Source organism: Oryzisolibacter propanilivorax (assembly GCF_900103645.1).
Taxonomy (GTDB): domain Bacteria; phylum Pseudomonadota; class Gammaproteobacteria; order Burkholderiales; family Burkholderiaceae_C; genus Melaminivora; species Melaminivora propanilivorax.
In genome coordinates this window covers 55,741-81,271 of sequence record NZ_FNHP01000002.1, presented here as the reverse complement: position 1 = coordinate 81,271, position 25,531 = coordinate 55,741, and the positions used below count along the sequence as shown (strand labels likewise).

At 70.1% G+C, this 25,531-nt stretch carries 28 protein-coding genes; 13 read left to right on the top strand and 15 right to left on the bottom strand.

Annotated elements, in window-relative coordinates:
* Positions 1 to 23 precede the first annotated feature (23 nt).
* Positions 24 to 698, top strand: coding sequence for an OmpW/AlkL family protein (locus BLQ61_RS03185; RefSeq protein WP_091566653.1), 675 nt, complete (start codon positions 24 to 26; stop codon positions 696 to 698).
* Positions 699 to 886: 188 nt separating this feature from the next.
* Here BLQ61_RS03185 and BLQ61_RS03180 read toward each other — a convergent pair whose 3' ends face one another.
* From BLQ61_RS03180 to purE, 4 genes are read right to left on the bottom strand one after another with little or no spacing between them, the layout of a single operon-like run.
* A complete protein-coding gene (locus BLQ61_RS03180) occupies positions 887 to 1,840 on the bottom strand; it encodes an SGNH/GDSL hydrolase family protein (protein ID WP_091567456.1) in 954 nt (317 codons plus the stop codon).
* A gap of 60 nt (positions 1,841 to 1,900) precedes the next feature.
* The gene (locus tag BLQ61_RS03175; RefSeq protein ID WP_091566651.1) at positions 1,901 to 2,905 is read right to left on the bottom strand and encodes an L-threonylcarbamoyladenylate synthase; all 1,005 of its coding nucleotides are present in this window, start codon (positions 2,903 to 2,905) and stop codon (positions 1,901 to 1,903) included.
* A gap of 11 nt (positions 2,906 to 2,916) precedes the next feature.
* Entirely contained in the window at positions 2,917 to 4,086 is a 1,170-nt protein-coding gene (locus tag BLQ61_RS03170; RefSeq protein ID WP_091566649.1) for a 5-(carboxyamino)imidazole ribonucleotide synthase, read from the bottom strand.
* The gene (gene purE, locus BLQ61_RS03165; RefSeq protein ID WP_091566647.1) at positions 4,083 to 4,580 is read right to left on the bottom strand and encodes a 5-(carboxyamino)imidazole ribonucleotide mutase; all 498 of its coding nucleotides are present in this window, start codon (positions 4,578 to 4,580) and stop codon (positions 4,083 to 4,085) included. Before purE ends, BLQ61_RS03170 begins: the two co-directional genes overlap by 4 nt.
* Before the next feature lie 150 nt (positions 4,581 to 4,730).
* Between purE and trxA the strand changes: the two genes are divergently transcribed.
* Positions 4,731 to 5,639: a thioredoxin gene (gene trxA / locus BLQ61_RS03160; RefSeq protein ID WP_091566646.1), complete on the top strand. Its 909-nt coding sequence runs from the start codon at positions 4,731 to 4,733 to the stop codon at positions 5,637 to 5,639.
* 65 nt (positions 5,640 to 5,704) lie between these two features.
* On the opposite strand, the gene BLQ61_RS03155 is transcribed toward trxA, so the two are convergent.
* On the bottom strand, positions 5,705 to 6,625 hold the full coding sequence (locus tag BLQ61_RS03155) for a phosphoribosylaminoimidazolesuccinocarboxamide synthase (RefSeq protein ID WP_091566644.1): 921 nt from the start codon (positions 6,623 to 6,625) through the stop codon (positions 5,705 to 5,707).
* Positions 6,626 to 6,951: 326 nt separating this feature from the next.
* Between BLQ61_RS03155 and hpf the strand changes: the two genes are divergently transcribed.
* The 3 genes from hpf to hprK all read left to right on the top strand — a co-directional run bounded on the left by hpf (position 6,952) and on the right by hprK (position 8,909).
* Positions 6,952 to 7,305, top strand: coding sequence for a ribosome hibernation-promoting factor, HPF/YfiA family (gene hpf / locus BLQ61_RS03150; protein ID WP_091566642.1), 354 nt, complete (start codon positions 6,952 to 6,954; stop codon positions 7,303 to 7,305).
* Positions 7,306 to 7,439: 134 nt separating this feature from the next.
* Positions 7,440 to 7,925, top strand: a complete 486-nt coding sequence (locus BLQ61_RS03145; protein WP_091566640.1) for a PTS sugar transporter subunit IIA — start codon at positions 7,440 to 7,442, stop codon at positions 7,923 to 7,925.
* A 30-nt stretch (positions 7,926 to 7,955) separates the two neighbouring features.
* Entirely contained in the window at positions 7,956 to 8,909 is a 954-nt protein-coding gene (gene hprK / locus BLQ61_RS03140) for an HPr(Ser) kinase/phosphatase (protein WP_091566638.1), read from the top strand.
* A gap of 16 nt (positions 8,910 to 8,925) precedes the next feature.
* Here hprK and fur read toward each other — a convergent pair whose 3' ends face one another.
* On the bottom strand, positions 8,926 to 9,354 hold the full coding sequence (gene fur / locus BLQ61_RS03135) for a ferric iron uptake transcriptional regulator (protein WP_091566636.1): 429 nt from the start codon (positions 9,352 to 9,354) through the stop codon (positions 8,926 to 8,928).
* Positions 9,355 to 9,463: 109 nt separating this feature from the next.
* Between fur and BLQ61_RS03130 the strand changes: the two genes are divergently transcribed.
* The 8 genes from BLQ61_RS03130 to BLQ61_RS03095 all read left to right on the top strand — a co-directional run bounded on the left by BLQ61_RS03130 (position 9,464) and on the right by BLQ61_RS03095 (position 17,352).
* Complete coding sequence (locus BLQ61_RS03130; protein WP_091566634.1) at positions 9,464 to 10,018, top strand: outer membrane protein assembly factor BamE; 555 nt, start codon at positions 9,464 to 9,466, stop codon at positions 10,016 to 10,018.
* Positions 10,019 to 10,096: 78 nt separating this feature from the next.
* A complete protein-coding gene (gene dapB, locus BLQ61_RS03125) occupies positions 10,097 to 10,933 on the top strand; it encodes a 4-hydroxy-tetrahydrodipicolinate reductase (RefSeq protein WP_091566632.1) in 837 nt (278 codons plus the stop codon).
* Positions 10,934 to 10,956: 23 nt separating this feature from the next.
* Positions 10,957 to 11,649 carry a MotA/TolQ/ExbB proton channel family protein gene (locus tag BLQ61_RS03120; protein ID WP_091566628.1) on the top strand — a complete coding sequence of 231 codons (693 nt, stop codon included), beginning with the start codon at positions 10,957 to 10,959 and terminating at the stop codon, positions 11,647 to 11,649.
* A gap of 14 nt (positions 11,650 to 11,663) precedes the next feature.
* Positions 11,664 to 12,131, top strand: coding sequence for an ExbD/TolR family protein (locus BLQ61_RS03115; RefSeq protein ID WP_091566627.1), 468 nt, complete (start codon positions 11,664 to 11,666; stop codon positions 12,129 to 12,131).
* Between the two features lie 161 nt (positions 12,132 to 12,292).
* Positions 12,293 to 15,028 (top strand): leucine--tRNA ligase, encoded by a 2,736-nt coding sequence (leuS, locus tag BLQ61_RS03110; RefSeq protein WP_091566625.1) that lies wholly within the window; start codon positions 12,293 to 12,295, stop codon positions 15,026 to 15,028.
* Positions 15,029 to 15,048: 20 nt separating this feature from the next.
* Positions 15,049 to 15,555, top strand: a complete 507-nt coding sequence (locus tag BLQ61_RS03105; protein ID WP_091566623.1) for an LPS-assembly lipoprotein LptE — start codon at positions 15,049 to 15,051, stop codon at positions 15,553 to 15,555.
* A gap of 92 nt (positions 15,556 to 15,647) precedes the next feature.
* Positions 15,648 to 16,694, top strand: coding sequence for a DNA polymerase III subunit delta (gene holA, locus BLQ61_RS03100; RefSeq protein WP_091566621.1), 1,047 nt, complete (start codon positions 15,648 to 15,650; stop codon positions 16,692 to 16,694).
* Between the two features lie 97 nt (positions 16,695 to 16,791).
* Complete coding sequence (locus BLQ61_RS03095; protein ID WP_245703813.1) at positions 16,792 to 17,352, top strand: flavin reductase family protein; 561 nt, start codon at positions 16,792 to 16,794, stop codon at positions 17,350 to 17,352.
* A 26-nt stretch (positions 17,353 to 17,378) separates the two neighbouring features.
* Here BLQ61_RS03095 and minE read toward each other — a convergent pair whose 3' ends face one another.
* The 9 genes from minE to BLQ61_RS03050 all read right to left on the bottom strand — a co-directional run bounded on the left by minE (position 17,379) and on the right by BLQ61_RS03050 (position 25,529).
* The gene (gene minE / locus BLQ61_RS03090; RefSeq protein WP_091566619.1) at positions 17,379 to 17,642 is read right to left on the bottom strand and encodes a cell division topological specificity factor MinE; all 264 of its coding nucleotides are present in this window, start codon (positions 17,640 to 17,642) and stop codon (positions 17,379 to 17,381) included.
* Between the two features lie 5 nt (positions 17,643 to 17,647).
* Entirely contained in the window at positions 17,648 to 18,463 is an 816-nt protein-coding gene (gene minD / locus BLQ61_RS03085; RefSeq protein WP_091566617.1) for a septum site-determining protein MinD, read from the bottom strand.
* 79 nt (positions 18,464 to 18,542) lie between these two features.
* Positions 18,543 to 19,292, bottom strand: a complete 750-nt coding sequence (minC, locus tag BLQ61_RS03080) for a septum site-determining protein MinC (protein ID WP_091566615.1) — start codon at positions 19,290 to 19,292, stop codon at positions 18,543 to 18,545.
* Between the two features lie 109 nt (positions 19,293 to 19,401).
* Positions 19,402 to 20,001, bottom strand: a complete 600-nt coding sequence (pssA, locus tag BLQ61_RS03075; RefSeq protein ID WP_175488217.1) for a CDP-diacylglycerol--serine O-phosphatidyltransferase — start codon at positions 19,999 to 20,001, stop codon at positions 19,402 to 19,404.
* Between the two features lie 115 nt (positions 20,002 to 20,116).
* Complete coding sequence (locus BLQ61_RS03070) at positions 20,117 to 21,103, bottom strand: tripartite tricarboxylate transporter substrate binding protein (RefSeq protein ID WP_091566611.1); 987 nt, start codon at positions 21,101 to 21,103, stop codon at positions 20,117 to 20,119.
* A gap of 70 nt (positions 21,104 to 21,173) precedes the next feature.
* On the bottom strand, positions 21,174 to 21,584 hold the full coding sequence (locus BLQ61_RS03065) for a Zn-ribbon domain-containing OB-fold protein (RefSeq protein ID WP_091566609.1): 411 nt from the start codon (positions 21,582 to 21,584) through the stop codon (positions 21,174 to 21,176).
* Between the two features lies 1 nt (position 21,585).
* Positions 21,586 to 22,746 carry an acetyl-CoA acetyltransferase gene (locus BLQ61_RS03060; protein ID WP_091566607.1) on the bottom strand — a complete coding sequence of 387 codons (1,161 nt, stop codon included), beginning with the start codon at positions 22,744 to 22,746 and terminating at the stop codon, positions 21,586 to 21,588.
* A gap of 31 nt (positions 22,747 to 22,777) precedes the next feature.
* A complete protein-coding gene (locus BLQ61_RS03055; protein WP_175488204.1) occupies positions 22,778 to 23,938 on the bottom strand; it encodes an acyl-CoA dehydrogenase family protein in 1,161 nt (386 codons plus the stop codon).
* A gap of 16 nt (positions 23,939 to 23,954) precedes the next feature.
* The gene (locus tag BLQ61_RS03050) at positions 23,955 to 25,529 is read right to left on the bottom strand and encodes an acyl-CoA synthetase (RefSeq protein WP_245703812.1); all 1,575 of its coding nucleotides are present in this window, start codon (positions 25,527 to 25,529) and stop codon (positions 23,955 to 23,957) included.
* Between the last annotated feature and the right edge of the window lie 2 nt (positions 25,530 to 25,531).

Here is a 25,531-nt window from a genome sequence, read left to right as displayed (position 1 = left end):
GAACCACGAGGACACCCTTCACCATGACACAGCATCTTCTGCGCACCGGCTGCGCCCTGGCGCTGCTGGCGGGCTGCGCGCTGGCCCACGCCCAGTCCGCGGGCAGCTGGAGCCTGCGCGCCGGCGCCACCCACATCGCGCCTCAGACCAAGAGCGACAACCTGACCGCGCCCAGCTTTCCCAACACCAAGGTGGATGTGGGCTCGGCCACCGCGCTTACCGGCGGCATCACCTACATGCTGACCGACCACTGGGCGCTGGACCTGCCCATCGGCCTGCCGTTCAAGCATTCCTTCTATGGCGACGGCGCCATCGACGGCGTGGGCAAGCTGGGCGAGACCAAAGTGGTGCCGGCGACGCTGTTCGCCCAGTACCGCTTTGGCGAGGCCAACGCCACCTTCCGCCCCTACGTGGGCCTGGGCGTGACCTACAGCAAGTTCTTCAAGAACCGCAGCACCGCCGCGCTCACCGCGGTCACCGGCGGCACGCCCGCCAACCCGACCACGGCGCGCATCGACAACAAGTTCGGCCTGACGCCGCAGGTCGGCTTCGTCTGGAACTTCACCGAGCGGATGTTCCTGGACGTGGCCTATTACAAAAGCTTCCTGAAGACCACCTCGCACCTGTCCAGCGGCCAGAGCATCGACATGCGCCTGAACCCGGACGTGGTGGCGATCGGCGTGGGCTGGCGCTTCTGACCTGCGCGGCGCCACTGGTGCGGCGCCCAGGAAAAAGGCCGGCGCTCCGTCAGGAGCGCCGGCCTTTTTTTGCTCTTCAAGACGGCTTCAAGCTACTGTTTCGATAGCTACCAGTCCTTGTTCTATATGGGCTAGAGGCCGATTTCATAAAAAACCAGGGCGGCGCCACTGCCGGCGCCGCGCCCGCGTCACCAGCGCGTGCGCAGGCGGTCGTAGGCGTAGTCGCCGAACTGGCGCTGCGCCGCAGGGGTCAGGTAGACCTTGTCGGCGAAGACATAGCGCTCGGGCTTGGCGCCCGGCAGCAGCGTGGCGCTGGTGCACAGCGCGGAGTTGACCTCGCCGGCGCCGATGCCGATGCCCGGGCCGGGATCGACCGAGGTGCACACCGGCGTGTCGCTCTTGTCGAAACCGTACGAGGCGGGCGAGCCCTCGAACACGTTCACGTAGTAGGCGGCGTCGATGTACAGCACGCTCTTGCCCAGGTCCTCGATGCTCACCAGCAGACCCTGGTTGAAGGCGCTGCTGGCGCGGCTGATCAGGTCTTGCTGGCCGATGGCCTTGGCCCAGGGCGAGCGGCCCAGATCGTAGGTGCCGGTCAGCAGGATGTGCTGCGCCCCTGCGCCCACCAGGCGGCGCACCTGCGCGGCCAGCGCCTCGCCGGCCTGGCGCGCGCCGGCGACGTACTGGTCCGGGGTCTGCGTGCCGGCGCGCACCGCGGCCATGCCGGCGATGATGTCCGAAACCCCGGCGCTCAGCATCACCAGGTCGTTGGCAGCAAAGGCGTGGCCGGCCAGGAATTGGTCGATCTGCGCCGTCACGGTCGGCGTCGCGGCCTGGCCGGCGGCATCCGGCGTGGCCTGTACACGCGCGTTGCCCTGGGCATAGCCCAGGCCGCCAGCAGAGGCGCTTTGCAGCGGGCGCTCGTAGCGCTCAGCCACCTGCAGCGTCCAGACGTTCGCGCTGCCGTCGTTGATGGTGTAGCGCGAGCCGGTCTGGCCAACGTCGGCGAAGCCGTCGCCAAAGGCGATCAGTCGATCGGGCGTCAGCGCCGATTCGGTGGAGCTGGAGCCGCACGCGGCCAGGAGCGCGGCGGATGCGCATGCCGCGGCCACGAAGGTGCGGCGCAACCAGTTTGCTGCCATGAATTTCTCCAAGAAAAAGTGGCTGGCAGTGTAAGGCAGGCCGGTCTGGCCGCCGGGCGCTCAGGCGTCGGCGGCCGCGGCGGCGCGCGCCAGCCGGTCGCGCACGCCTTCCCAGTCGGGCGTGTCCGGTGGCGTCTCGATCCAGATCAGCCGCACGCCGGCGTCGTCGAAGTCGCGCAGCGCCGCGAACAGCTCGCGCGCCGCACCGGCGGCGTCCTGCGGCATGGCGCGCAGCAACACCCGCCGCGCGGCGCTGGCCAGGGGCGTGCGCGCATACACCGCCAGGTGGGCGGCGTCCGCGCCCAGCAGCTCCAGCCCGGCCTGCAGCTGGCGCGCGTCCATCAGCCGCACGCGCGCGGCCGGAGCATAGTGGGCCAGCAGCGTACCCGAGGCGCGCGGGGTGCCCGCCTGCAGCTCGTCCTTCGACAGCGGGCGCAGGCCGCAGGCGCGCTCGATGTCGGCGCGCGAGACCGCGCCCGGGCGCAGCAGCACCGGCACGCCGCGCGTGCAGTCGACGATGGTGGATTCGATGCCGACCGGGCAGGCGCCGCCGTCCAGCACCAGCAGATCCGGCCCAAACTCGGCCGCGACGTGCGCCGCCGTGGTCGGGCTGACGCGGCCGAAGCGGTTGGCGCTGGGTGCGGCCAGGCCGTGGACCGGCGCGGACAACTGCGCACACGCCGCCAGCACCGCCTGCGCCGCCGGGTGCGCCGGGCAGCGCAGCCCGACGCTGGCCTGGCCGGCGGCAGCGGCGGCGGCGCGTGCCGGCAGGCGCGGCAGGATCAGGGTGAGCGGGCCGGGCCAGAAGGCGTCCATCAGCTGCTGGGCGAACAGCGGCACTTCGCGCGCGTAGTGCGGCACCTGGGTGCTGTCGGCCAGGTGCACGATCAGCGGGTGGTCGGCCGGCCGGCCCTTGGCGGCGAAGATGCGCGCCACGGCCTGCGCGTCGTCGGCGTTGGCGGCCAGGCCGTAGACGGTCTCGGTGGGCAGGCCCAGCAGTTCGCCGCGCGCCAGCGCCTGCGCGGCGGCGTCGATCGAGGCGGGCAGGCTGGCGTCCAGGATCATGGCGGATGCCTTCAGAACGCTTCGATGCCCAGCAGCTCGGCGGCGCGCAGCGCGGTGGCGCGCACCGTCCGCGCGTCGGCGCCGGTGATGTTCAGATGGCCCATCTTGCGCCCTGGCTGCGGCTGGTCCTTGCCGTACAGGTGCAGGTGGCAGCCGGGCAGGCGTAGCACCTCGGCCCACGGCGGGGCCAGGGCGGTGCCGTCCACGGCGGTGCGCCACAGCTCGCCCAGCAGGTTCAGCATGATGGTCGGGCTGTGCTGGCGCGGTGCGGTGAGCGGCAGGCCGGCCATGCAGCGCACCTGTAGCTGGAACTGCGAGACATCGGCGCCGTCCTGGCTCCAGTGGCCGCTGTTGTGCGGGCGCGGGGCGATCTCGTTGACCACCAGGCTGCCGTCCTGCAGCACGAAAAACTCGACGCACAGCACGCCCACGTACTGCAGGCCGTTTGCTATGGATTTCGCAGCTGCCAGCGCTTGATTTTCGAGGGCTGGAGGCACATTCCCATCGAAAACCTCGGTCACCGCCAGGATGCCGCCGCGGTGCAGGTTGCGCTGCACCGGCAGGTGCACCAGGGCGCCGTCGGCGCCGCGCGCGACGATCACCGAGCACTCCTGCGCCAGCGGCAGCATCTTCTCCAGCACGCAGGGCACGCCGCCCAGCTGCTGCCAGGCGTCGGCCAGCTCGGCGCTGGTCGTCACCCGCACCTGGCCCTTGCCGTCGTAGCCCAGCCGTGCGGTCTTCAGGATGCCGGGCAGCAGCGGCGCGGCGTCCAGCGCGGCCAGCGCCGCCTGCGAGTCGATCAGCGCGTGCGGCGCCACCGGCACGCCGCAGCGCACGAAGTGGGCCTTTTCCGCCGCGCGGTCCTGCGCGATGGCCACCGCCTGCGCCGGCGGCGACACCACCACGCTGCGCGCCAGCTGTGCCAGCGAACCGGCGGGCACGTTCTCGAACTCGGTGGTCACGGCGGCGCAGGACTGCGCCAGCGCCTCCAGGCCTTCGCGGTCCTCGTAGCCGGCGCGGATGTGCCGGTGGCTCGCCAGGCCGGCCGGGCTCACCGCCTGCGGGTCGAGCACGGCAGTGGCATAGCCCATGGCCTGCGCGGCGTGCACGAACATGCGCCCCAGCTGCCCGCCGCCGAGCACGCCCAGCGTCGCGCCGGGCAGGATGGCGTGCGCGCTCATGCCGGCACCGGTGGCAGCGCCATGGCGCGCGCGGCGGCGGTCTGCTGGTCGCGAAAGTCCTGCAGCCGGGCGCGCAGCGCCGGGTCATTCACGGCCAGCAGCGCCACGGCGAACAGCGCCGCGTTGGCCGCGCCGGCCGCGCCGATGGCGAACGTCGCCACCGGCACGCCCTTGGGCATCTGCACGATGGAGTGCAGCGAGTCCACGCCTTGCAGGTGCCGGCTGGCCACCGGCACGCCCAGCACCGGCACCAGCGTCTTGGCCGCCAGCATGCCGGGCAGGTGCGCCGCACCGCCGGCGCCGGCGATGATGGCCTTCAGGCCGCGCGCCTGCGCGCCTTCGGCGTAGGCGAACATGTCGTCGGGCATGCGGTGCGCCGAGACCACGCGCGCCTCGTGCGCAATGCCGAACTGCTCGAGGATGGCGACTGCGTGCTGCATGGTCTCCCAGTCGCTGGAAGAGCCCATGACCACGCCGATCTGGAGGGGGTTCATGTGTGGGGCGGGGCGCGCGGGCGGCGTCCCGGGTTGTGTGGGGGAAGCCCGCGATTTTAGGCGGCGAGCCGCGATGCCAGACAATCGGCGCCACGATCCCCGACCACCCGCGCGCCGCGCGCGCGTTCACTTCCCGAGGGCCTGAAGAACATGATGGACGTCACCGTAGAGAATTTTGAAACCGAGGTCATCGCCGCGTCGATGCAGCTGCCCGTGCTGGTCGATTTCTGGGCGCCGTGGTGCGGCCCGTGCAAGACGCTCGGCCCCATCCTGGAAAAACTGGAGACCGAGTACGACGGCCGCTTTAAGCTGGTCAAGATCGACTCCGACCAGGAGCAGCAACTCGCCGCCGCCTTCGGCATCCGCAGCATCCCGACCTGCATCCTGCTGATGAACGGCCAGCCGGTGGACGGCTTCATGGGGGCGCAGTCCGAGGGCCAGCTGCGCGCCTTCCTGGACAAGCACCTGCCCAGCGTCGAGGAACTGGCCGGCCAGGCCGAGGAGGAGGCCGCGCACGAGGCGCTGGCCGAAGGCGACACCGAGGGCGCGCTGGAGCGGCTGCAGCACGCCGTGGCCACCGACCCGGCCAACGACGAGGCGCGCTACGACTACGTGCGCCTGCTGCTGCAGCTGGGCCGCGAGGACGACGCCAAGGTGGCGTTCGCGCCGGTCATCGCCAAGGCCGAGGGCGTGCAGCGCCTGGGCGCGCTGAAAGTCTGGCTCGATGCTCTCGATTTCGTAGCTGCAGGCCAGCGCGATGATTCGGCTCTGGCTGGATTTGACACAAAAATCGCCGCCAGCCCACGCGACTTCGAGGCGCGCTTCAGCCGCGCCCGCTGGCTGATCGCGCGCCAGCGCTGGACCGACGCCATGGACGAGCTGCTGGAAATCCTGATGCGCGACAAGGGCTGGAACGATGGCGCCGCGCGCAAGGCCTACGTGGCGGTGCTGGAGATCATCGAGCCGCCCCGGCCCAAGGTCGCCGAAGGCCAGGTGCCGCCCGAGGACCCGGTGGTAGCACGCTACCGCCGCCGGCTGTCCAGCGTGGTACTGAGCTGAATTGAACGGGCCTGAGTCCTGCGCTTTAGGCCTGGCCAGGCCCACCGCCGCCGACTGGTTCAGGCTCAGGCCGTCAGGCGCTGCAGTGCCTCGCGGTACTTGGCGGCAGTGCGCTCGATCACATCCTGCGGCAGGCGCGGCGCCGGCGCGGTCTTGTCCCAGGGCTTGCCGGCCACCTGGGCCTGCTCCAGCCAGTCGCGCACGAACTGCTTGTCGTAGCTGGGCGGATTCTCTCCGGCGGCCAGCGCGGCCGCGTAGCCCTCCAGCGGCCAGTAACGCGAGCTGTCGGGGGTCAACACCTCGTCCATCAGCACCAGCTGGCCGGCCGCGTCGAGGCCGAACTCGAACTTGGTGTCGGCGATGATCAGGCCCTTGTCCAGCGCGATGGCGGCGGCTGCCTCGTACAGCTGGATGGAGATATCGCGGATGCGCGTGGCCAGGTCCAGCCCGATCATCTCCACCGTGCGCTCGAAAGTGATGTTCTCGTCGTGCTCGCCCACCGCTGCCTTGGCCGCGGGGGTGTAGATGGGGTGCGGCAACTTCGCGGCGTTGGTGAGGCCTTCGGGCAGGGGCACGCCGCAGACCGAGCGCGATTCCTGATACTCCTTCCAGCCGCTGCCGGCCAGGTAGCCACGCACCACCGCCTCCACGGGCAGAGGCGTCAGACGGCGCACCAGCATCGAGCGGCCCCGCACCTGCGGGACCTCCGCGGCGGTGACCGCGCTCTCGGGCGCCTCGCCGGTCAGGTGGTTGGGCACGATGTGGCCGAGCCGGTCGAACCAGAACAGCGCCATCTGCGTCAGCAGCTCGCCCTTGCCGGGAATCGGCTCGCCCATGATCACGTCGAAGGCCGACAGGCGGTCGCTGGCCACCATCAGGATGCGGTCCTCGCCCACGGCGTAGTTGTCGCGCACCTTGCCGCGCGCCAACAGCGGCAGCGAGGTCAGGGCCGAGGTGTGCAGGGCGGCGGGGCGGGGCTGGGTCATGGCGGGCGCAAGGGGCAGGGAGAGGGGATGGATGTTGCCGCAGGGCGGCGGTGCGGCGCGCGCCGTGGCCGGCAGGGCGTTGGGGGCGGCGCGATTCTAGCGAGCGGCAGGTGCAGGCCGGTTGCAGCGCCAGCAGACGATTCTGCCGGCTCTGGCGCCCTTGCGCCATTTCCCGTGCGCGGCATTGGGAATCGCGTTGCCAAGGCCGCGTGCCGCGCGCATAGTGGCTGCCAGATCTGGATGCATTCAAGTTCCCCCGCCGCACCGGTGCTGGTTGTCTTGCCGGGACGGCCCTTTCCTCAGTTCAGTCGCAGGAGGCTTCATTCATGAACTTGACGATCAGCGGACATCACCTCGAAGTGACCCCGGCGCTGCACAACTACGTGACCTCGAAACTGGAGCGCATCCTGCGCCATTTCGATCAGGTGGTTGATGTCAAGGTGCTGCTCTCGGTGGAAAACCAGAAGGAAAAGGACAAGCGCCAGCGCGCCGAATGCACGTTGCGCGTCAAGGGCAGCGACCTGTTCGTCGAGAGCATGCACGCCGACCTGTACGCGGCCATCGACGAGCTGATGGACAAGCTGGACCGCATGGTGGTGCGCTACAAGGACAAGGTGCAGGACCACCAAGCCAACGTGCGGCGCAGCACCTTGCAGCAGGCAGCCGACGCCGCTGCCTGAAACGCCTGATCGCCTGATCCGCGCCCATCCAGGCGCACAAGGCCGGAAGACCGCCCACCCGGGCGGTTTTTTGTTGCTGCTGGATACACTCCAAGGGTTTTCGCCAGGGGATGCATAATCCCCGTCAATTCACCATGAACCGACTTGCTTCCATATTGCCTGCCGCGCATGTGCTCGTGAGCGTCGATGCCACCAGCAAGAAACGCGCGTTCGAAGAGGCGGGGCTGCTGTTTGAAAGTCAGCACGGTCTGTCCCGGGCTCTGATCACCGACAGCCTGTTCGCGCGCGAACGCCTGGGCTCGACCGGCCTGGGCCATGGCGTGGCCATTCCGCACGGGCGCATCAAGGGCCTGAAGTCGCCCATGGCGGCGGTGTTCCAGCTGGCCCAGCCGATCGGCTTCGATGCACCCGACGAGCAACCCGTGGCGCTGCTGATCTTCCTGCTGGTGCCCGAGGCGGCGACGCAAAAGCACCTGGAGATCCTGTCCGAGATCGCCGAGCTGCTCAGCGACAGCGCGCTGCGCGAGCGCATGAAGTCCTGCCAGGACGCGGCCGAGCTGCACCATATGATCTCCAGCTGGCGCTCGGCCCAGGCACCGCAGCCGGCGCCGGACCTGTGACGCCCTGATGCCCGGCCGGGCCGCGCCGCCGTGAAACCCAACGTCGTCAGCGCCGACGCCCTGTTCGAGGAATTCCGCGGCCTGCTGAAGTGGCAGTGGATCGCCGGCCTGGGTGCCTCCGAGCGGCGCTTCACCGAGGTGGCAGTGCGCGCCGCGCGCTCCAGCGCCGACCTGGTCGGCTACCTGAACTACATCCATCCCTACCGCGCGCAGATCCTGGGCGAGCGTGAGATCGCCTATCTGTCCAACTCGACGCCGGAAGATTGCCAGCGGCGCATTGCCCGCATCGTCACGCTGGAGCCGCCGGTGCTGGTGCTGGCCGACGGCCAGGCGCCGCTGCCGGAGCTGCTGTCGATGTGCGAGCGGGCGCAGATCCCCCTGTTTTCCACGCCCGACTCGGCGGCCTTCGTCATCGATGTGCTGCGCACCTACCTGTCCAAGCACTTCGCCGACCGCACCACCATGCACGGCGTGTTCATGGACATCCTGGGCCTGGGCGTGCTGATCACTGGCGAGTCCGGCCTGGGCAAGAGCGAGCTGGGGCTGGAGCTGATCTCGCGCGGCAACGGCCTGGTGGCCGACGACGCGGTCGACCTGTACCGCATCAACCAGACCACCATCGAGGGCAAGTGCCCGGATCTGCTGCAGAACCTGCTGGAGGTGCGCGGCATCGGCCTGCTGGACATCCGCGCCATCTTCGGCGAATCGGCGGTGCGCCGGCGCATGCGCCTGAAGCTCATCGTGCACCTGGTGCGCAAGGAGACGATGGAGCGCGAGTACGAACGCCTGCCCTACGAGCCGCTGACCCAGGGCGTGCTGGGCGTGCCGGTGCTGAAAGTCATCATCCAGGTCGTGGCCGGGCGCAACATCGCCGTGCTGGTGGAGGCTGCCGTGCGCAACACCATCCTGCAGCTGCGCGGCATCGACACCTACCAGGAGTTCGTGCAGCGCCACCGCCGGGCGATGGAGCAGGCCGGGGAATAGGCTGGCCGGAGGCAGCTCAGCCGCGGTTCTTGCCGGCCGCGCACTTCGCGCACTGGCCGTACAGCGCCATCGCGTGGTCGTGCACCACCCAACCCTTTTGCTTGGCGATCAGCGTCTGGCGCTTCTCGATCTCCGGGTCGTAGAACTCCTCGACGGTGCCGCACACGGTGCAGATGAAATGGTCGTGGTGCTCGCCCTCGTTGAGCTCGTAGATCGCCTTGCCGCCCTCGAAGTTGCTGCGGATCAGGATGCCGGCCTGCTCGAACTGCGTGAGCACGCGGTAGACGGTGGCCAGGCCGATGTCCGAGCGCTCGTCCAGCAGGACGCGGAACACGTCCTCGGCCGTCATGTGGCGCTGCGCGCCGCTCTGGAAGATCTCGAGAATTTTCAGGCGCGGCAGGGTGGCCTTCAGGCCGGTGCTCTTGAGTTCCTCGATGTTCTTCATGGCAAAAATCCCCTTCCAAAGCCTGGCCGATGCGGGCTGCGCCCTGCGCCCGGGGCAGCAAAATCCACCCGCTACAATGATCCGGATCATAGACCCTATGCCTGATTCCATGACCTTCGCCGCCCTCTGGAGCGCCCCCCGTGGCGCAGTCGCTGCCGTGCTGGGCGCCGCCGCACTGGTGGCGGGTTGCGCGGGCTCGACCAGCCGCATGATGAATGCCGTCACGCCCTACAAGATCGAGGTGGTGCAGGGCAACTTCATCTCGGCCGAGCAGGTCGCGGCGCTCAAGCCCGGCATGGGCCGCCAGCAGGTGCGCGAGATCCTGGGCACGCCCCTGGTGACCAGCCTGTTCCACGCCGACCGCTGGGAATATGTCTTCACCCTGAAGCGCCCCGGCGTGGAGGTGCAGTCGCGCCGCCTGACGGTGTTCTTCAAGGACAACGTGCTCGACCACACCGAGGGCGACGAGATGCCCAGCGAAGCCGAGTTCGTCGCCTCGCTGGGCTCCAAGGTCAGCCAGCCCAAGGTGCCTCCGCTGGAGGCCACCGAGGCGCAGCTGGCGCGCTTTCCCGCCAAGCCTGATACCGCGCCGCCGCTGGATGCGCAGCCGCCCGCCACGCCGCCGGCGACGCATTACCCGCCGCTGGAATCCCCGCGGCGCTGAACCCACCCGTTTTGTCCGGCCGGCGCCCGAAGGCCCGGCCTTTTTTCTGCCCGACGCCTGTTCCTCATTTCCGCCGACATGACCGCTGCTGCCGCTCCCGCTTCGACCACTTCTCGCCGCCGCGTCGCCGTGGCCGGCGCCACCGGCCGCATGGGCCGCATGCTGATCGAGGCCATCGCCGCCAGCGACGACCTGGTACTGGCCGGCGCGCTGGACCTGCCCGGCAGCCCCGGCCTCGGCCAGGACGCGATGGCCTTCCTGGGGCGCGCCAGCGGCGTGGCCATCACCGATGACCTGCGCGCGGGCCTGGGGGGCGCCGACGCGCTGATCGACTTCACCCGCCCGGAGGGCACGCTGGCGCATGCCGCGGTCTGCGCCGACGCCGGCGTGCAGCTGGTCATCGGCACCACCGGCTTTTCCGAAGCGCAGAAGGCGCAGCTGCAAGCGCTGTCGCAGCGCGTGGCGATGGTACTGGCGCCCAACATGGGCGTGGGCGTGAACGTCACCCTGAAGCTGCTGCAACTCGCCGCCCGCTCGCTGCAGGGCTGGGACATCGAGATCGTCGAGGCGCACCACAAGCACAAGGTGGACGCGCCCTCGGGCACGGCGCTGAAAATGGGCGAGGTCATCGCCGAGGCCCAGGGCACACGCCTGGCCGACCGCGCGGTGTACGAGCGCTACGGCCACACAGGCGAGCGCCGCGCGGACAGCATCGGTTTCGCCACCGTGCGCGGCGGCGACATCGTGGGCGACCACACGGTGCTGTTCGCCGGCACCGGCGAGCGCGTGGAGATCACGCACAAGTCCAGCAGCCGCGCCGGCTACGCCGAGGGCAGCCTGCGCGCGGTGCGTTTCCTGGCCGGGCGGCCGTCGGGCCTGTTCGACATGTTCGACGTGCTCGGCCTGCAGGGCTGACGGGCCCGCCCACGCAGCCGGCAATGCAAGCCTCGGACGTCCTGCAGTGGTGGCGTGCCAGCGACGCGGTGTTGCAGGCCGCGGCGCTGGCGCTGCTGGCCATGTCGGTCGCCAGTTGGGTCGCCATCCTGGCCAAGCTGGCGCTGCTGGCGCGCGCGCGCACCAGCGTGCTGCGCGCCTCGGCCGCGCTGTGGCAGGCCGGCGCGCTGCAGGACGCGCCGGCGCGCGTCGCCCCGTTCGACCATGCGCGGCTGGTGCTGCCGCTGGTGCAGGCGGCGCTGCAGGCGCGCACGCCAGCAGTGGGCGAGGCGCTGGACGGGCAGGGCGCGGCGCGCGAACTGCGCGCCACGCGGCTGCTGCGCGGCGCGCTGCACGGCGCGCTGGCCCGCCTGCAGGCGGGCCAGGTGCTGCTGGCCACCGTCGGCGCCACGGCGCCCTTCGTCGGACTGCTGGGCACCGTCTGGGGCATCCACCACGCGCTGGCGGCACTGGCCGGCACGCAGCAGATCAGCATCGAGCGCCTGGCCGGCCCGGTGGGCGAGGCGCTGGTCATGACCGCCGCCGGCCTGGCGGTGGCGCTGCCGGCGGTGCTGGCCTACAACGGATTCGGGCGCGCCATCGGCGCCGTCGAGGCCGAGCTGGAGGGCCTGGCGCACGACCTGCGCGCGTTGCTGCTGGAGGGCGACGACGCCCCCCTGCCGGGCCCGCGCGGCTGACGGGACGGGCGGCCATGGCGTTCGGGCGATTCGACAGCACACGCCGCAGCGCGCCGATGGGCGAGATCAACGTCACCCCGCTGGTCGACGTGATGCTGGTGCTGGTGGTGATTTTCATCCTGGCGGCGCCGCTGCTGGCCAGCAGCATCCGCCTGCAGCTGCCACGCGCCGAGGGTGCGCAGCCAGCGACCGGCGCGGCGGCCGGCAGCATCGCGCTGGCGCTGGATGCCTCCGGCCAGGTGTGGCTGCAGGACCAGCCGATCGCCGATGAGGCCGGCCTGGCCGAGCGCCTGCGCCAGCTGGCCGCGCGCCAGCCGGATGCCGAGATCGCCCTGCGCGCCGACGCCGGCGTGCCCTACGGCCGGGTGGTGCAGGTCATGGGCGCGGCGCACGCCGCAGGCCTGACACGCATCGGCTTCGTCACCGAGCCGGCCGTCAGGGCAGCTGCCGAGCCATCAAAAACAGGAGCTGCCGGCCCTTGATATATAAGGGCTGGAGGCTGTTTTGACTCGATATTCCGTGCCATCGGCTGCTACCGGGCCTGCGCCGGCGTCGCCGGACCGCTGGCGGGCCAGCGCCTAGAATCGGCGCCAACCACCCCGCGCCGGCGCTGCCCGGCGCGCGTTATTCCCTCCCTCCCGCCATGCAAGACAAGTACAACCCCGCCGAGGTGGAGCGCGCCGCGCACGCCCATTGGACTGCCCGCGACGCCTACCGTGTGACCGAGGACGCCGCGCGCCCGAAGTACTACGCCTGCTCCATGCTGCCGTATCCCAGCGGCAAGCTGCACATGGGGCACGTGCGCAACTACACCATCAACGACATGCTCACGCGCCAGCTGCGCATGCAGGGCTACAACGTGTTGATGCCCATGGGCTGGGACGCCTTCGGCCTGCCGGCGGAGAACGCGGCGCTGAAGAACAAGGTGCCGCCGGCGCAGTGGACCTGGGACAACATCGCCTACATGAAGCGCCAGATGCAGGCCATGGGCCTGGCCATCGACTGGAGCCGCGAGATCGCCACCTGCGACCCGCAGTACTACCGCTGGAACCAGTGGCTGTTCCTGAAGATGCTGGAAAAGGGCATCGCCTACCGCAAGACCCAGGTGGTGAACTGGGACCCGGTGGACCAGACGGTGCTGGCCAACGAGCAGGTCATCGACGGGCGCGGCTGGCGCACCGGCGCCTTGGTCGAGAAGCGCGAGATCCCCGGCTACTACCTGAAGATCACCGACTACGCGCAGGAGCTGCTCGACCACGTGCAGCTGGGCGGCGAGAAGGCGACGCTCACCGGCTGGCCCGACAAGGTACGGCTGATGCAGGAGAACTGGATCGGCAAGTCCAGCGGCGTGCGCTTTGCCTTCCCGCACGACATCCGCGGCGCCGACGGCCAGCTGATCCAGGACGGGCGCCTGTACGTCTTCACCACGCGCGCCGACACCATCATGGGCGTGACGTTCTGCGCCGTGGCGCCCGAGCATCCGCTGGCGCAGCATGCCGCCGCCGGCAACCCGCTGCTGGCCGCGTTCATCGAGGACTGCAAGAAGGGTGGCACCACCGAGGCCGAACTGGCCGCCAAGGAAAAGGTCGGCATGGCCACCGGCCTGTTCGTCACGCATCCGCTGACCGACGAGCAGATCCCGGTGTGGGTCGGCAACTACGTGCTGATGGGCTACGGCGACGGCGCCGTCATGGGCGTGCCGGGGCACGACGAGCGCGACTTCGCCTTTGCGCTCAAGTACGGCCTGCCGATCGAGCAGGTGGTGCTGGTCGACGGCGAGGAGTTCGACTTCCAGCGCTGGCAGGACTGGTACGGCGACAAGGAGCGCGGCGTCACCATCAACTCCGATAACTTCAGCGGCCTGAGCCACCAGGAGGCGGTCGCCGCCGTGGCGCACGCGCTGCAGGAAAAGGGCCTGGGCGAACTCAAGACCACCTGGCGCCTGCGCGACTGGGGCATCTCGCGCCAGCGCTACTGGGGCACGCCGATCCCGATCATCCACTGCGTGGACTGCGGCCCGCAGCCGGTGCCCGAAAAAGACCTGCCGGTGGTGCTGCCCGAGGGCCTGGTGCCGGACGGTTCGGGGAACCCGCTGGTCAAGAGCGCGGAGTTCCACGCCGGCGTGACCTGCCCGTGCTGTGGCAAGGCGGCGCGGCGCGAGACCGACACCATGGACACTTTCGTGGACAGCTCGTGGTACTTCATGCGCTACTGCGACGCGGGCAACCACGAGGCCATGGTCGACGGCGGCACCGACTACTGGATGCGCGACGCGCAGCGTGCCAGCGGCGGCAGCGGCATGGACCAGTACATCGGCGGCATCGAGCACGCCATCCTGCACCTGCTGTACGCGCGCTTCTGGACCAAGGTCATGCGCGACCTGGGGCTGGTCCAGGTGGACGAGCCCTTCACCCGCCTGCTGACGCAGGGCATGGTGCTGAACCACATCTACAGCCGGCGCACCGCGCGCGGCGGCAAGGAATACTTCTGGCCGCACGACGTCGAGCATGTGCTGGATGACGCCGGCAAGGTCGCCGGCGCGCGCCTGAAGAACGCGGTGGAGAGTGCCGACGGCCTGCTGCCGGTGGGCACGCCGATCGACTACGAGGGCGTGGGCACCATGTCCAAGTCGAAGAACAACGGCGTGGACCCGCAGGAGCTGATCGAAAAGTACGGCGCTGACACCGCGCGCCTGTACACCATGTTCACCTCGCCGCCCGAGCTGACCCTGGAGTGGAACGACGCGGGCGTGGAGGGCAGCCACCGCTTCCTGCGCCGGGTGTGGAACTTCGGCGTGCGCCTGGGGGCCCTGGACCACGGCACCGCGCTGGCCAGCGTCGCCGGCGCCGCCAGCCTGCAGGATGTGGCCTTCGGCAGCGCCGCGCGCGCGCTGCGCCTGGAGATCCATACGGTGCTCAAGCAGGTGCACTACGACTACCAGCGCATGCAGTACAACACCGTGGTCTCGGGCGCGATGAAGATGATCAACGCGCTGGAGGACTTCAAGGCGCTGGACGAGCCCGGCGCGCAGGTGGCGCTGATCGAGGGCTTTGGCATCCTGCTGCGCGTGCTGTACCCGGCCACGCCGCACATCACGCACGCGCTGTGGAGCCAGCTGGGCTACGCCGGCGTGCTGGGCGACCTGCTGGATGCGCCCTGGCCGCAGGTGGACCCGTCCGCGCTGGTGCAGGACGAGCTGGAACTGGTGCTGCAGATCAACGGCAAGCTGCGCGGCGCCATCCGGGTGCCGGCCAGCGCCGACAAGGCCGCCATCGAGGCCGCGGCCCTGGCCAGCGACGAGTTCCACAAGTTCGCCGAAGGCCGCGCGGCGCGCAAGGTCGTCGTCGTGCCCGGCCGGCTGGTCAACGTGGTCGTCTGAATCCGCAAGGAGATTGCCCCATGCGCAAACGCACCCTGCTGCTGGCCGCGGCCACCACGCTGCCCCTGGCCGCCTGCGGCTTCCGCCTGCGCGGCGTGCCGAAGTTCGCCTTTTCGTCGCTGCACGTGCAAGCGCCCGAGACCTCGGGCCTGGCACGCGAGCTGCGCCGCACGCTGCAGGGCGCCGGCGGCGCGGTGGCGGTGCTGACCGAGCCGGCGCAGCTGCCGCAGGCGCAGGCGGTGCTGGAGATCCTGGCCGAGCAGCCCGAGCGCGTGGTCGTTGGCCAGAGCGCCGCCGGCCAGGTGCGCGAGCTGCAGCTGCGCCTGCGCCTGCGCTTTCGCCTGCGCGGCCAGGACGGGCAGGAATGGATCGCGCCGACCGAACTCGTGCAGCAGCGCGACGTGAGCTACAACGAGACCGTCGCCCTGTCCAAGGAAGGCGAGGAGGCGCTGCTGTTTCGCAACATGCAGACCGACCTGGTGCAGCAGCTGATGCGCCGGCTGGCGGCCGCCAAGGGTCCGATGTGACTACGCTTTTGATAGCTGCATGCCCTTGTTTTGCAAGGGATAGAGCCTGTTTTGGCATCCAATACCGATAGCCAGGGGCCGCGCGTCCTGCCATGCAACTGCCCCTGTCCCAGCTGAGCGCCCAGCTGCAAAAAGGCCTGCGCCCGCTGTACGTGCTGCACGGCGACGAGCCCCTGCTGCAGCAGGAGGCGCAGGACGCCATCCGCGCGGCGGCGCGCGCCGCCGGCTACACCGAGCGCAGCAGCTTCACGGTGGCCGGCGCGCACTTCGACTGGAGCGCGGTGCTGGCTGCGGGCGGCTCGCTGTCGCTGTTCGCCGACCGGCAGATCGTCGAGATCCGCATCCCCACCGGCAAGCCCGGCAAGGACGGCTCGCAGGCGCTGCAGCAGATCGCCGACAGCGCGCGCGGCAACGACAGCGTGCTGACCCTCGTCAGCCTGCCGCGCCTGGACAAGGCCACGCGTACCAGCGCCTGGTTCACGGCTTTGGAGGGCGCCGGTGCAGCGGTACAGATCGACCCGGTCGAGCGTGCCCAGCTGCCGTCCTGGATCTCCCAGCGCCTGGCCGCGCAGGGCCAGCGCGTGCCGCCGGGCGAGGCCGGCCAGCGTACGCTGCAGTTCTTCGCCGACCGGGTCGAGGGCAACCTGCTGGCCGCGCACCAGGAGATCGCCAAGCTGGCGCTGCTGCACCCGCCTGGCGAGCTGCCCGAAGGCGCTGTCGAGTCGGCGGTGCTGAACGTGGCGCGCTACGACGTGTTCAAGCTGTCGGAGGCGGTGCTGTCGGGCCAGGTGGCGCGCGTGCAGCGCATGCTCGACGGCCTGCAGGCCGAGGGCGCGGCGGCGGTGCTGGTGCACTGGACGCTGGCCGAGGACATCCGCGCCCTGAAACGCTGCCGCGACGCGCTGGACGCCGGCAAGCCCCTGCCCATGGCGCTGCGCGAGAGCCGCGTCTGGGGCCCGAAGGAGCGCCTGTTCAGCCCGCTGCTGCAGCGCGCCAGCGGCGCGCAGCTGGCCCGGCTGCTGCAGTCGGCGCACCTGGTGGACGGCATCGTCAAGGGGCTGAAAGTGCCCGACTGGCCGCAGGACCCATGGCAGGCGCTGCAGCGGCTGGCGCTGCAGCTGTGCCGGCTGGCGCGCTGATGGGACCCGGCCATGCTCGGCATGCAAATGGCGCTGCGCCCATAATGCAGGGCTTTCCCGTACTGCCCGCCGCGGCCCGCGCCGTGCGCCGCGCCCCGTGAATCCAGTCCCTTTCCCTGCAGCGGCCGTGCGGCCGCCCGATTTCTCCGCCCTGCAGTTCCGCGACGCGCTGGGCATGTTCGCCACTGGTGTGACCATCGTGACGGCGCTGGACGCGGCCGGCACGCCGGTCGGGCTGACGGCCAGCTCGTTCAACTCGGTGGCGCTCACGCCGCCGCTGGTGCTGTGGAGCGTGGCGCACCACACCACCACCCACGCGGCCTTCGCGCGCGGCACGCGCTACGCCATCCACATCCTGGCGGTGGAACAGCGCGAGCTGGCGGAGCGCTTCGCTACGCGCGGCGTCGACCGTTTCGCCGGCGTGGCCTGGGAGCCGAGTGCGGATGGCGTGCCCATCCTGCAGGGAGCGGCCGCCGTGTTCGAGTGCTTCAACCGCAGCCAGTACGACGAGGGCGACCACACCATCCTGGTCGGGCAGGTCGAGCGCTGCCGGCACCTGGCGGGCGCCTCGCCGCTGCTCTACCACGGCGGCATGTTCTATACCGAGCACCCGCTGGGCAGCCTGGCGGCGACGGCCGAGCGGCCACTGCACAAGTAGCCGCGCGAGGCGCCCCATGCGCGGGCTTACTTGCCCGGCTCGGGCAACTCGATCTTGACTTCCAGCACCTCCAGGTTTTCCTGGCGTTCGAAGTTCACCTTCAGGTCGCTGGAGTCGATGTGCACGTACTTGGAAATCACCGCCAGCAGCTCGCGCTGCAGCGCCGGCAGGTAGTCGGGCTGGCTGGCGCCGCGGCCGCTGCGCTCGTGCGCCAGGATGATCTGCAGCCGCTCCTTGGCGACGCTGGCGGTCTTTTTCTTTTCGCCCAGAAACAGCGATAGCAGCGACATGCTGGTTACCTCCCGCCGAAGATGCGCTTGAAGAAACCGGGCTTTTGCGCCTCGGTGAAGCGCATCGGGCGCTCCTCGCCCAGAAAGCGCGCCACCACGTCCTTGTAGGCCTCGGCGGCGTCGCTGCCCGCCAGGTGGATCGCCGGCAGGCCCTGGTTGGACGCCTGCAGCACCGACTCGGACTCGGGGATGACGCCGATCAGCGGGATGCGCAGGATGTCCTGGATGTCCTCCAGGCTGAGCATCTGCCCATCCTGCACGCGCGCCGGGTTGTAGCGCGTGATGAGCAGGCGCTCGCGCACCGGCTCGCTGCCCTCGATGGCGCGGCGCGTCTTGCTGGCCAGCATGCCCAGGATGCGGTCGGAGTCGCGCACCGAGGACACCTCCGGGTTGGTCACCAGGATGGCCTCGTCAGCGAAGTGCATGGCGTACAGCGCGCCGCTCTCGATGCCGGCGGGCGAGTCGCAGACGATGTAGTCGAAGTCCATCGCCGCCAGGTCATCCAGCACCTTCTGCACGCCCTCGCGCGACAGCGCATCCTTGTCGCGCGTCTGGCTGGCGGCCAGGATGAACAGGTTGTCGCACTGCTTGTCCTTGATGAGCGCCTGGTGCAGGTTGGCCTCGCCCTGGATAACGTTGATGAAGTCATAGACCACGCGGCGCTCGCAGCCCATGATCAGGTCCAGGTTGCGCAGCCCGACGTCGAAATCGATGACGGCGGTCTTGTGTCCGGCCAGCGCCAGGCCGGAGGCGAAGGCGGCGCTGGTGGTGGTCTTGCCCACTCCTCCCTTGCCGGAGGTCACGACGACGATCTTGGCCATGTGTATTGCGGTTCCTTGGAAAACGTGCGTTGGGGCGGATGGTGAAAAAACGGTTGGACCAGGGCAGTGCGGGTTGCCGTCACAACGGGTCGATCAGCAGCTTCTCGCCGTCCAGCCGCACCTGCGCGGCCTTGCCGCGCACGGTCTCGGGCAGCTCGGTCTCGGTGGTGCGGTAGATGCCGGCGATGGAGACCAGCTGTGCCTCCAGGCAGGTGGTGAAGATACGCGCGCTGGTGTCACCGCGCGCACCGGCGATGGCCCGGCCGCGCAGCGGCGCATAGACATGCACGTTGCCGTCGGCGATGACCTCGGCGCCGAAGCTGACCATGGCCAGCACCACCACGTCGGCGCCGCGCGCATAGACCTGCTGGCCCGAGCGCAGCGGCTTGTCCACCACGATGGCGCCGGGGCCGGGCAGCGGCAGGGCGACAGCGTCGGGCTCAGGTTGCGCAGCCGGTTCGGGCTCGGGTGCCGGGGCGGTGGCCGGGCGGGCGGGCGCCGCCTCGGGCGCGGCGATCAGCCCCTGCTCGTGCGCGGCCTGCATCTGCGCCTCGCTGCCGCCACGCACCGCCACCGGGCGCGCATGGTGGCGGCGCAGTGCGGCCACCAGGGCGGGGAAGTCGATGGCCGACTCTTCGTGCTGCACCGCGCTCAGGTCGAGCAGGACCGGGTCGTTGTCGAAGAAGTCGGGAGCGTCGTTCAGTCGCTCGGCGAGCTCGGCGGTGAGCCGGGCGGTGTCGGTGCTCTTGACCATCACCGCCACCACCGGCAACTGCGCGCTCTTGAAGTCAATGCTGCTGCGGGCGCGGCCCGCCTGGTCGTCGGCCATGGGGGAGGAAGGCCCGGGGCGGGCGCTGCTGCTGAAACCGGCAAAGTGTACCTGCCAGCCAGGGCCGCGCCGCGGCACGCGCGCCGCCTCTTGGTAACAGAAACGCCAGCTACAGCTTGGGGATGCGGATGCGGCTGATCATCAGCGAGCCTGACAGCGCGAACAGCAGCACCAGCGGATGCAGCGTGAAGCCGCCCAGCACGCTGCTGCCCAGCCACAGGCCATCGCGCACCGCGCCCAGGGCAGCGGCCAGCGACAGCAGCGCCACCAGCACGATGGAAGTCGGGATGGGCGTACCCTCAAAATACTTCACTTTGCCGGAGGCCGAGCCTTCAGCCAGCGCCTCGGCGGTGACGTTGTAGCGCGCCAGGCGCGAAACGCCGCAGGCCACGAAGTAGGCCAGCACGATGCGGTCGTACAGGCCCTGCATGCCGCAGGCGTACGCCAGCACGGCGGGCGCCACGCCGAACGAGATCACGTCGGCCAGCGAATCCAGCTCGCGCCCCATGGCCGAGGACTTGCGCCGCCAGCGTGCCACGCGCCCGTCCAGCACGTCGAACACCAGCGCTGCCAGCACCAGCGCGGCGGCGAAGTGCACATGGCGCTCATCGCCGGTTTCCAGGTAGGTCATGGCGGAGAACAGCGCGCCCACGCCGCACACCGCGTTGCCCAGGGTGAACCAGTCCGCCAGGTGGAACTGGCGGATCATGGAGAAATGTTGGCGGGGTGGAGGTGCGCTGGACATGCCGGCGATTGTCCAGGCGCCGGCGCCGGCGGCGGTGTCGGACGCCGGCGCGTTGCGCCTTCGGTGCAGCGCCCCGGCCTCAGTTGTTGGTGATGTGGTTGTCCTTGATGATGCGCGACCACAGCGCCAGGTCGCCCTGCATCAGCTGCGTGGCCTCTTTGGGGCTGGAACTGCGCGGCTCGACGTTCTGCGCGCGCATGGCCTGCACCAGTTCCGGCTGGGCCAGCACCTTGTCCAGGGCCTTGGCCAGCGCCGCGGCTTGCTGCTGCGGCATGCCGGGCGGGCCGGCCAGCACCACCCAGGGCACGCCGGCAATCTCCTTGAAGCCCTGCTCCTGGATGGTCGGCACGTCGGGCAGCGAGGCCATGCGCTGCGGGTAGTTCACGGCGATGGCCCGCACCTTGCCCGAGTTCAGGTGCGGGGCAACCACGGTGGAGTCGGCGATGAGCACGCCGATGTGGCCGCCCAGCAGGTCCGCCATGGCCGGGGCGCCACCCTTGTACGGCACGGCTTGCATCTTCACGCCAGCCAGGCTGTTGAGCCATTCCATGGTCAGGTGCCCGGTACTGCCCACGCCCATCGGGCCATAGGTCAGGCCGGGCTTGGCCTTGGCGACCTGCAGCAGGTCCTGCAGCGTGCGCACGTTCTCCAGCCCTGGCACCTGCGGGTTGACCACCACCAGCGTGAACTGCTCGTAGAGCAGCGAAATGGGTGTGAGCTTGTCCAGCTCGGAGGGCTGCCCGGCCAGGACTTTGCCCAGCATGGTCATGGTCGGGTACAGCACATAGGCAGGCTGGCGGGGCGTGCTGCGCTCCACGGCCTTGGCGGCGAGCATGCCCGAAGCGCCGGGCACGTTTTCCACGATGAAGGTCTGCCCCAGTTCGCTCGACAGTGCGGGGGCGATCAGGCGGGCCAGGGTGTCGGTGGCTCCCCCGGCGGCGAATCCCACATACAGCTTGCCCACTTCGCTGGCAGGCACGGGCAGCGCGCTGGCCGCGAGCGCGGCGGCGGCTCCCAGCAGCAGGGCGCGGCGGCGCGGCAGTATCGTTTTCAAGGCTCCAGGCATAGCGTCGTCTCCTTTGTCATGAATGAACCGCGGGTAAGCGCAGGGCAGGAAAAGGTGAGCGTCGGCGCGCTCAGTCCAGCAAGGTGAATTGCGGCAGGGCCAACTCCTCGGATACCGGCTCGAACTGCACCTGCACGCGGCTGCCGATGCGCGCGTCGAGCGCGGCGTCGCCCTGGATGTTGGCCATCAGGCGCGGGCCCTCGTCCAGCTCGACGATGGCCACCACATAGGGCAGGCGCTGCTTCATGAAGGCGTTGGGCGCGCGGTGGTTAACGGTGTAGGTGTAGATGCGCCCCAGGCCGCTGGCAGCGCGCCACTGCACCGCGCCAGACTCGCAGTGCAGGCAGAAAGGGCGCGGGTAGAACTGCCAGCGCTGGCAGTCCGGACAGTGCTGCAGCAGCAGCTCGCCGCGCGCGGCGGCCTGCCAGTAGGGCCGCGTCAGGTCGGTGGGTTGAGGCAGAGGGCGGGGGGCGTCGCTCATCTCAGACTCCCAGGATCATGGTGGTGTTGCAGGAAAAGACCAGGCCCGGCGCGTGGCACAGCGCCAGCTCGGCGCGCGGCAGCTGGCGTTCGCCGCATTCGCCGCGCAGCTGGCGCACCGCCTCGATGGCGACGAACATGCCGAACATGCCCGGGTGGCCGTACGACAGGCCGCCGCCCGAGGTGTTGATGGGAAAGCGCCCGCTCGGGCCCAGCGCCCCGTCGGCGACAAAGGCGCCGCCCTCGCCGCGCTGGCAAAAGCCCAGCTCCTCCAGCGACTGCAGCACGCCGATGGTGAAGTGGTCGTAGATCTGCACCACGTCGATGTCCTGGCGCTGCACGCCGGCCATGCGAAACGCCTGCTCGGCGGTCGCGGCCACGCCGGTGTCCAGCCAGTCGTCGGTGTTGAACGGCGTGTAGTGGTGCACGTGCGATTCGGCCGCGCCCAGCACGTACACCGGCTTGGCTCGCAGGTCGCGCGCGCGCTCGGCCGCGACCACCACCATCGCGCCGCCGCCGTCGGTGACCAGGCAGCAGTCGCGCTGGCGCAGCGGCGCGGCGATCACCGGCGAGGCCATGACCTCGTCGATGCTGGTGGCCTCGCGCCGGTAGGCCTTGGGGTTGAGCTGTGCCCAGCGCCGGGCGGCGACGGCGATCTCCGCCAGGTCGCGCGGCGTGGTGCCATAGCGGTGCATGTGCAGCTGCGCCACCATGGCGTAGTAGCCGATCGGGCTCAGCTGTCCATAGGGCAGGATGAACTGCCCGCGCGGTGTGTGCGCGCCCTCGGTGGCCATGGCCCCGCCCTTGCGCGAGCCATCGGACAGCTGGGTGCTGCCGTAGGTGATGAGCGCCACCTCGCACATGCCGGCGTGGATCGCCGCCATGGCGCGCTGCACGTGCAGCAGGTTGGACATGCCGCCGACGTTGGTCGAGTCCACGAAGCGTGGCTGGATGCCCAGGAACTCCGAGAGCTGCAGGCTGGCGAAGCGGTCGTCGGTGTGCGCGAACACCGCGTCCACGTCGCGCAGCGCCAGGCCGGCGTCGTGCAGCGCCAGCCGGGCGGCCTGCGCCTGCAACTCCAGCGCCGACTGGCCGGGCACCTTGCCCAGGTCGGACTCGGCCACGCCGGCGATGGCCACCGAGCGCGAAAGCGAAGATTTCATGGGACTGCCTTTCCTGAAGGGGTGCCGGCTCTCACAGGCCGCGCGCGATGACCTCGCGCATGATTTCCGACGAGCCGCCGTAGATGCGGTTGGGCCGCACATCGGCGTAGGCGCGGGCGATGGGGTATTCGCGCATGTAGCCATAGCCGCCGAAGAACTGCATCAGATCGTCGATGGCGCGCGTGGCCTCGCTGGCCCACAGCTTGGCCATGGCGGCGCCGTCTGCGGTCAGCGTGCCCTGCAGGTACTGCGCCAGGCAGGCATCGACGAAGGCGCGCGTGGCGCAGGCCTGGGTCTTGATGTCGGCTAGGCGGAAGCGGATGAACTGGTTGTCGATTAGCGCCTTGCCGAACGCCTGGCGCTGCTTGACGTAATCCACCGTCCACTGCAGCGCCGTCTCCAGCGCCACGGCGCAGCGCAGCGCGATCAGCAGGCGCTCGCGGATCAGGCCGCTCATGGCGTAACCGAAGCCGGCGTCGAGCTCGCCGATGACCATGTCGGCCGGCACGAAGACCCGGTCCAGGAACAGTTCGGCCGTGTCCTGCGCCAGCTGGCCGATCTTGTCCAGCACGCGCCCGCGCGAGAAGCCCGGACTGCGCGTGTCCACCCAGAACAGGCTGATGCCGCGCGCGCCGGCCTCGGGGCGGGTCTTGGCAAAGACGATCACGCGGTCGGCGTGGTGGCCGTTGGTGATGAAGGTCTTCTGGCCGCTCAACTCAAAGCCGCCGTCCACCGCCTTGGCGCTGGTGCGGATGGCCTTCAGGTCGCTGCCCGCGCCGGGCTCGGTCATGCCCAGCGAACCGACCACCTCGCCGCTGGCCATCAGGGGCAGGAACTCGCGCTTTTGCGCCTCGGTGCCGAACTCCGCCAGATATGGCGCGACATTCTCCGAATGGGTGGTGAAGCCGGTGACGCCGGTGGCCAGCGCCCGGGCGATCTCCTCGACCACGATGGCGCTGAACAGGAAGTCGCCCCCACCGCCGCCATAGTCATCGGAAATGCCGGGCAGCAGCAGTCCGGCGCTGCCGGCGTCGCGCCACAGCTGGCGCGGCACCTGGCCTTCGCGCTCCCACTCGGCATGGAACGGCGTGATGCGCTCGGCGATGAAGCGCGCGACGCTGGAGCGGTACAGCTCGTGGTCGGCATCGAACAGGGGGCGCGCGGGCGCCGGAGAAGGGGTGGTCGTGGTCATGGGCGGTTCCTGTATGTCAGTGCGTGATGCGGCTGGCGCCATCCCAGTACTGCGCCTTGACCAGGCGCTTGAGCAGCTTGCCGGACTCGGCGCGCGGCAGCGTCGCAACAAAATCCACGCTGCGCGGGCACTTGAGGGTTGAGAGGCGGTCACGGCAATAGGCGATCAGTTCGGCGGCGAGTTGCGCATCGCCATGGAGCCCGGGCTGCAGCTGCACTACCGCCTTGACCTCCTCGCCGAACTCGGCGTTGGGCACGCCGATCACCGCCACGTCGGCCACCGCCGGATGGCCCTGCAGCACGTTCTCGGCTTCCTGCGGGTAGATGTTCACGCCGCCCGAGACGATGGTGTTGGCCAGCCGGTCGGTCAGGTACAGGTAGCCGTCGGCGTCCAGATGACCGATGTCGCCATAGGTGGCCCAGCCGCGGTCGTTGTAGGCCTGGGCGGTCTTTTCCGGGTCGTGGTGATAGGCGAAGCGCGGCCCGCCGGAAAAGTACACCACGCCGTCCTCGCCCGGGCCCAGCTCGCGCCCGTCGGCATCGACGATGTGCACCTGCCCGATCTCGGCGCGCCCGACCGAGCCCTGGTGGCGCAGCCATTCGTGCGAGTCCAGCGAGGTGCGCCCGACCAGCTCGGTGCCGCTGTAGTACTCGTACACGATCGGACCCCACCAGTCGATCATCTGCTCCTTCACGGCCGCGGGGCAGGGCGCGGCGGCGTGGATGGCATAGCGCATGCTGGACAGGTCGTAGCGCGCGCGCGTCGTTTCGGGCAGGCGCAGCAGGCGGATGAACATGGTCGGCACCCATTGGCCATGCGTGACGCGAAAGCGCTCGATGGCCTGCAGCGCCAGCTCGGCGTCGAATTTCTCCAGCAGCACGCACTGGCCGCCGGCGCGCATCACCGCCAGGTTCCAGCGCACCGGGGCCGTGTGGTAGAAGGGCGCGGTGGACAGGTAGACCGACTGCTCGTCGAAGTCCTTCCAGTGCGTGCGCGCGTCGCCCTTGCCGGCGAAATGCTTGCCGGCCTCGGCCAGCGGCCGCTTGATGCCCTTGGGCAGGCCGGTGGTCCCGGAGGAATAGCAAAAGTCCAGTCCCTCGATGCTCTCGTCGAGCGCCACGTCGGCGTCCTGCGCGGCCAGCAGCGACTCGTAGTCGAGGAAGCCCGCGCGTGGCGGCGCGTCCAGCAGCACGCACTGCGCCGGCAGCGCGCGCAGGGCCGGCTCGTCCAGGTCATGCAGCGTCTGCGCCGAGCAAAACAGCATCTTCGCGCCGCAGTCGCGCACGATGTGCGCCAGCTCGTCCGTCTTCAGGTGCCGGCTGACGGGGGTGTAGTACAAGCCGCTGCGCTGCGCCGCCCACAGGATCTCGAAGTAGCGCGGGTGGTTCTCCAGCATCAGCGCGATGCCGTCGCCAGGACGCAGGCCGGCGGCGTGCAGGGCGGCGCCCAGCTGGCGCGAGCGCTGCTCCAGTGCGCGCCAGGTCACGCAGCGGCCCGAAGGCTCCAGGCGGTAGGCCACGCCGTCGGGGTCGCGGCGGGCGTGCCGCGCCAGCGGCGACAGCGGAGGGGAATCGGCGGGCAGGGTGGACATGG

What these genes read in the sequence shown, in the direction of transcription:
- BLQ61_RS03175 (WP_091566651.1), bottom strand. Translation starts at nt 2,905, where the DNA reads ATGATCCTGGACGCCAGCCTGCCCGCCTCGATCGACGCCGCCGCGCAG.
- BLQ61_RS03070 (WP_091566611.1), bottom strand. Translation starts at nt 21,103, where the DNA reads ATGCCTGGAGCCTTGAAAACGATACTGCCGCGCCGCCGCGCCCTGCTG.
- holA (WP_091566621.1), top strand. Translation starts at nt 15,648, where the DNA reads ATGCAACTGCCCCTGTCCCAGCTGAGCGCCCAGCTGCAAAAAGGCCTG.
- BLQ61_RS03115 (WP_091566627.1), top strand. Translation starts at nt 11,664, where the DNA reads ATGGCGTTCGGGCGATTCGACAGCACACGCCGCAGCGCGCCGATGGGC.
- BLQ61_RS03170 (WP_091566649.1), bottom strand. Translation starts at nt 4,086, where the DNA reads ATGAGCGCGCACGCCATCCTGCCCGGCGCGACGCTGGGCGTGCTCGGC.
- BLQ61_RS03180 (WP_091567456.1), bottom strand. Translation starts at nt 1,840, where the DNA reads ATGGCAGCAAACTGGTTGCGCCGCACCTTCGTGGCCGCGGCATGCGCA.
- pssA (WP_175488217.1), bottom strand. Translation starts at nt 20,001, where the DNA reads ATGATCCGCCAGTTCCACCTGGCGGACTGGTTCACCCTGGGCAACGCG.
- leuS (WP_091566625.1), top strand. Translation starts at nt 12,293, where the DNA reads ATGCAAGACAAGTACAACCCCGCCGAGGTGGAGCGCGCCGCGCACGCC.
- fur (WP_091566636.1), bottom strand. Translation starts at nt 9,354, where the DNA reads ATGAAGAACATCGAGGAACTCAAGAGCACCGGCCTGAAGGCCACCCTG.
- minC (WP_091566615.1), bottom strand. Translation starts at nt 19,292, where the DNA reads ATGGCCGACGACCAGGCGGGCCGCGCCCGCAGCAGCATTGACTTCAAG.
- BLQ61_RS03145 (WP_091566640.1), top strand. Translation starts at nt 7,440, where the DNA reads ATGAACCGACTTGCTTCCATATTGCCTGCCGCGCATGTGCTCGTGAGC.
- BLQ61_RS03130 (WP_091566634.1), top strand. Translation starts at nt 9,464, where the DNA reads ATGACCTTCGCCGCCCTCTGGAGCGCCCCCCGTGGCGCAGTCGCTGCC.
- BLQ61_RS03050 (WP_245703812.1), bottom strand. Translation starts at nt 25,529, where the DNA reads ATGTCCACCCTGCCCGCCGATTCCCCTCCGCTGTCGCCGCTGGCGCGG.
- hpf (WP_091566642.1), top strand. Translation starts at nt 6,952, where the DNA reads ATGAACTTGACGATCAGCGGACATCACCTCGAAGTGACCCCGGCGCTG.
- BLQ61_RS03185 (WP_091566653.1), top strand. Translation starts at nt 24, where the DNA reads ATGACACAGCATCTTCTGCGCACCGGCTGCGCCCTGGCGCTGCTGGCG.
- BLQ61_RS03155 (WP_091566644.1), bottom strand. Translation starts at nt 6,625, where the DNA reads ATGACCCAGCCCCGCCCCGCCGCCCTGCACACCTCGGCCCTGACCTCG.
- BLQ61_RS03120 (WP_091566628.1), top strand. Translation starts at nt 10,957, where the DNA reads ATGCAAGCCTCGGACGTCCTGCAGTGGTGGCGTGCCAGCGACGCGGTG.
- dapB (WP_091566632.1), top strand. Translation starts at nt 10,097, where the DNA reads ATGACCGCTGCTGCCGCTCCCGCTTCGACCACTTCTCGCCGCCGCGTC.
- purE (WP_091566647.1), bottom strand. Translation starts at nt 4,580, where the DNA reads ATGAACCCCCTCCAGATCGGCGTGGTCATGGGCTCTTCCAGCGACTGG.
- BLQ61_RS03060 (WP_091566607.1), bottom strand. Translation starts at nt 22,746, where the DNA reads ATGAAATCTTCGCTTTCGCGCTCGGTGGCCATCGCCGGCGTGGCCGAG.
- trxA (WP_091566646.1), top strand. Translation starts at nt 4,731, where the DNA reads ATGATGGACGTCACCGTAGAGAATTTTGAAACCGAGGTCATCGCCGCG.
- minE (WP_091566619.1), bottom strand. Translation starts at nt 17,642, where the DNA reads ATGTCGCTGCTATCGCTGTTTCTGGGCGAAAAGAAAAAGACCGCCAGC.
- BLQ61_RS03105 (WP_091566623.1), top strand. Translation starts at nt 15,049, where the DNA reads ATGCGCAAACGCACCCTGCTGCTGGCCGCGGCCACCACGCTGCCCCTG.
- BLQ61_RS03055 (WP_175488204.1), bottom strand. Translation starts at nt 23,938, where the DNA reads ATGACCACGACCACCCCTTCTCCGGCGCCCGCGCGCCCCCTGTTCGAT.
- minD (WP_091566617.1), bottom strand. Translation starts at nt 18,463, where the DNA reads ATGGCCAAGATCGTCGTCGTGACCTCCGGCAAGGGAGGAGTGGGCAAG.
- BLQ61_RS03065 (WP_091566609.1), bottom strand. Translation starts at nt 21,584, where the DNA reads ATGAGCGACGCCCCCCGCCCTCTGCCTCAACCCACCGACCTGACGCGG.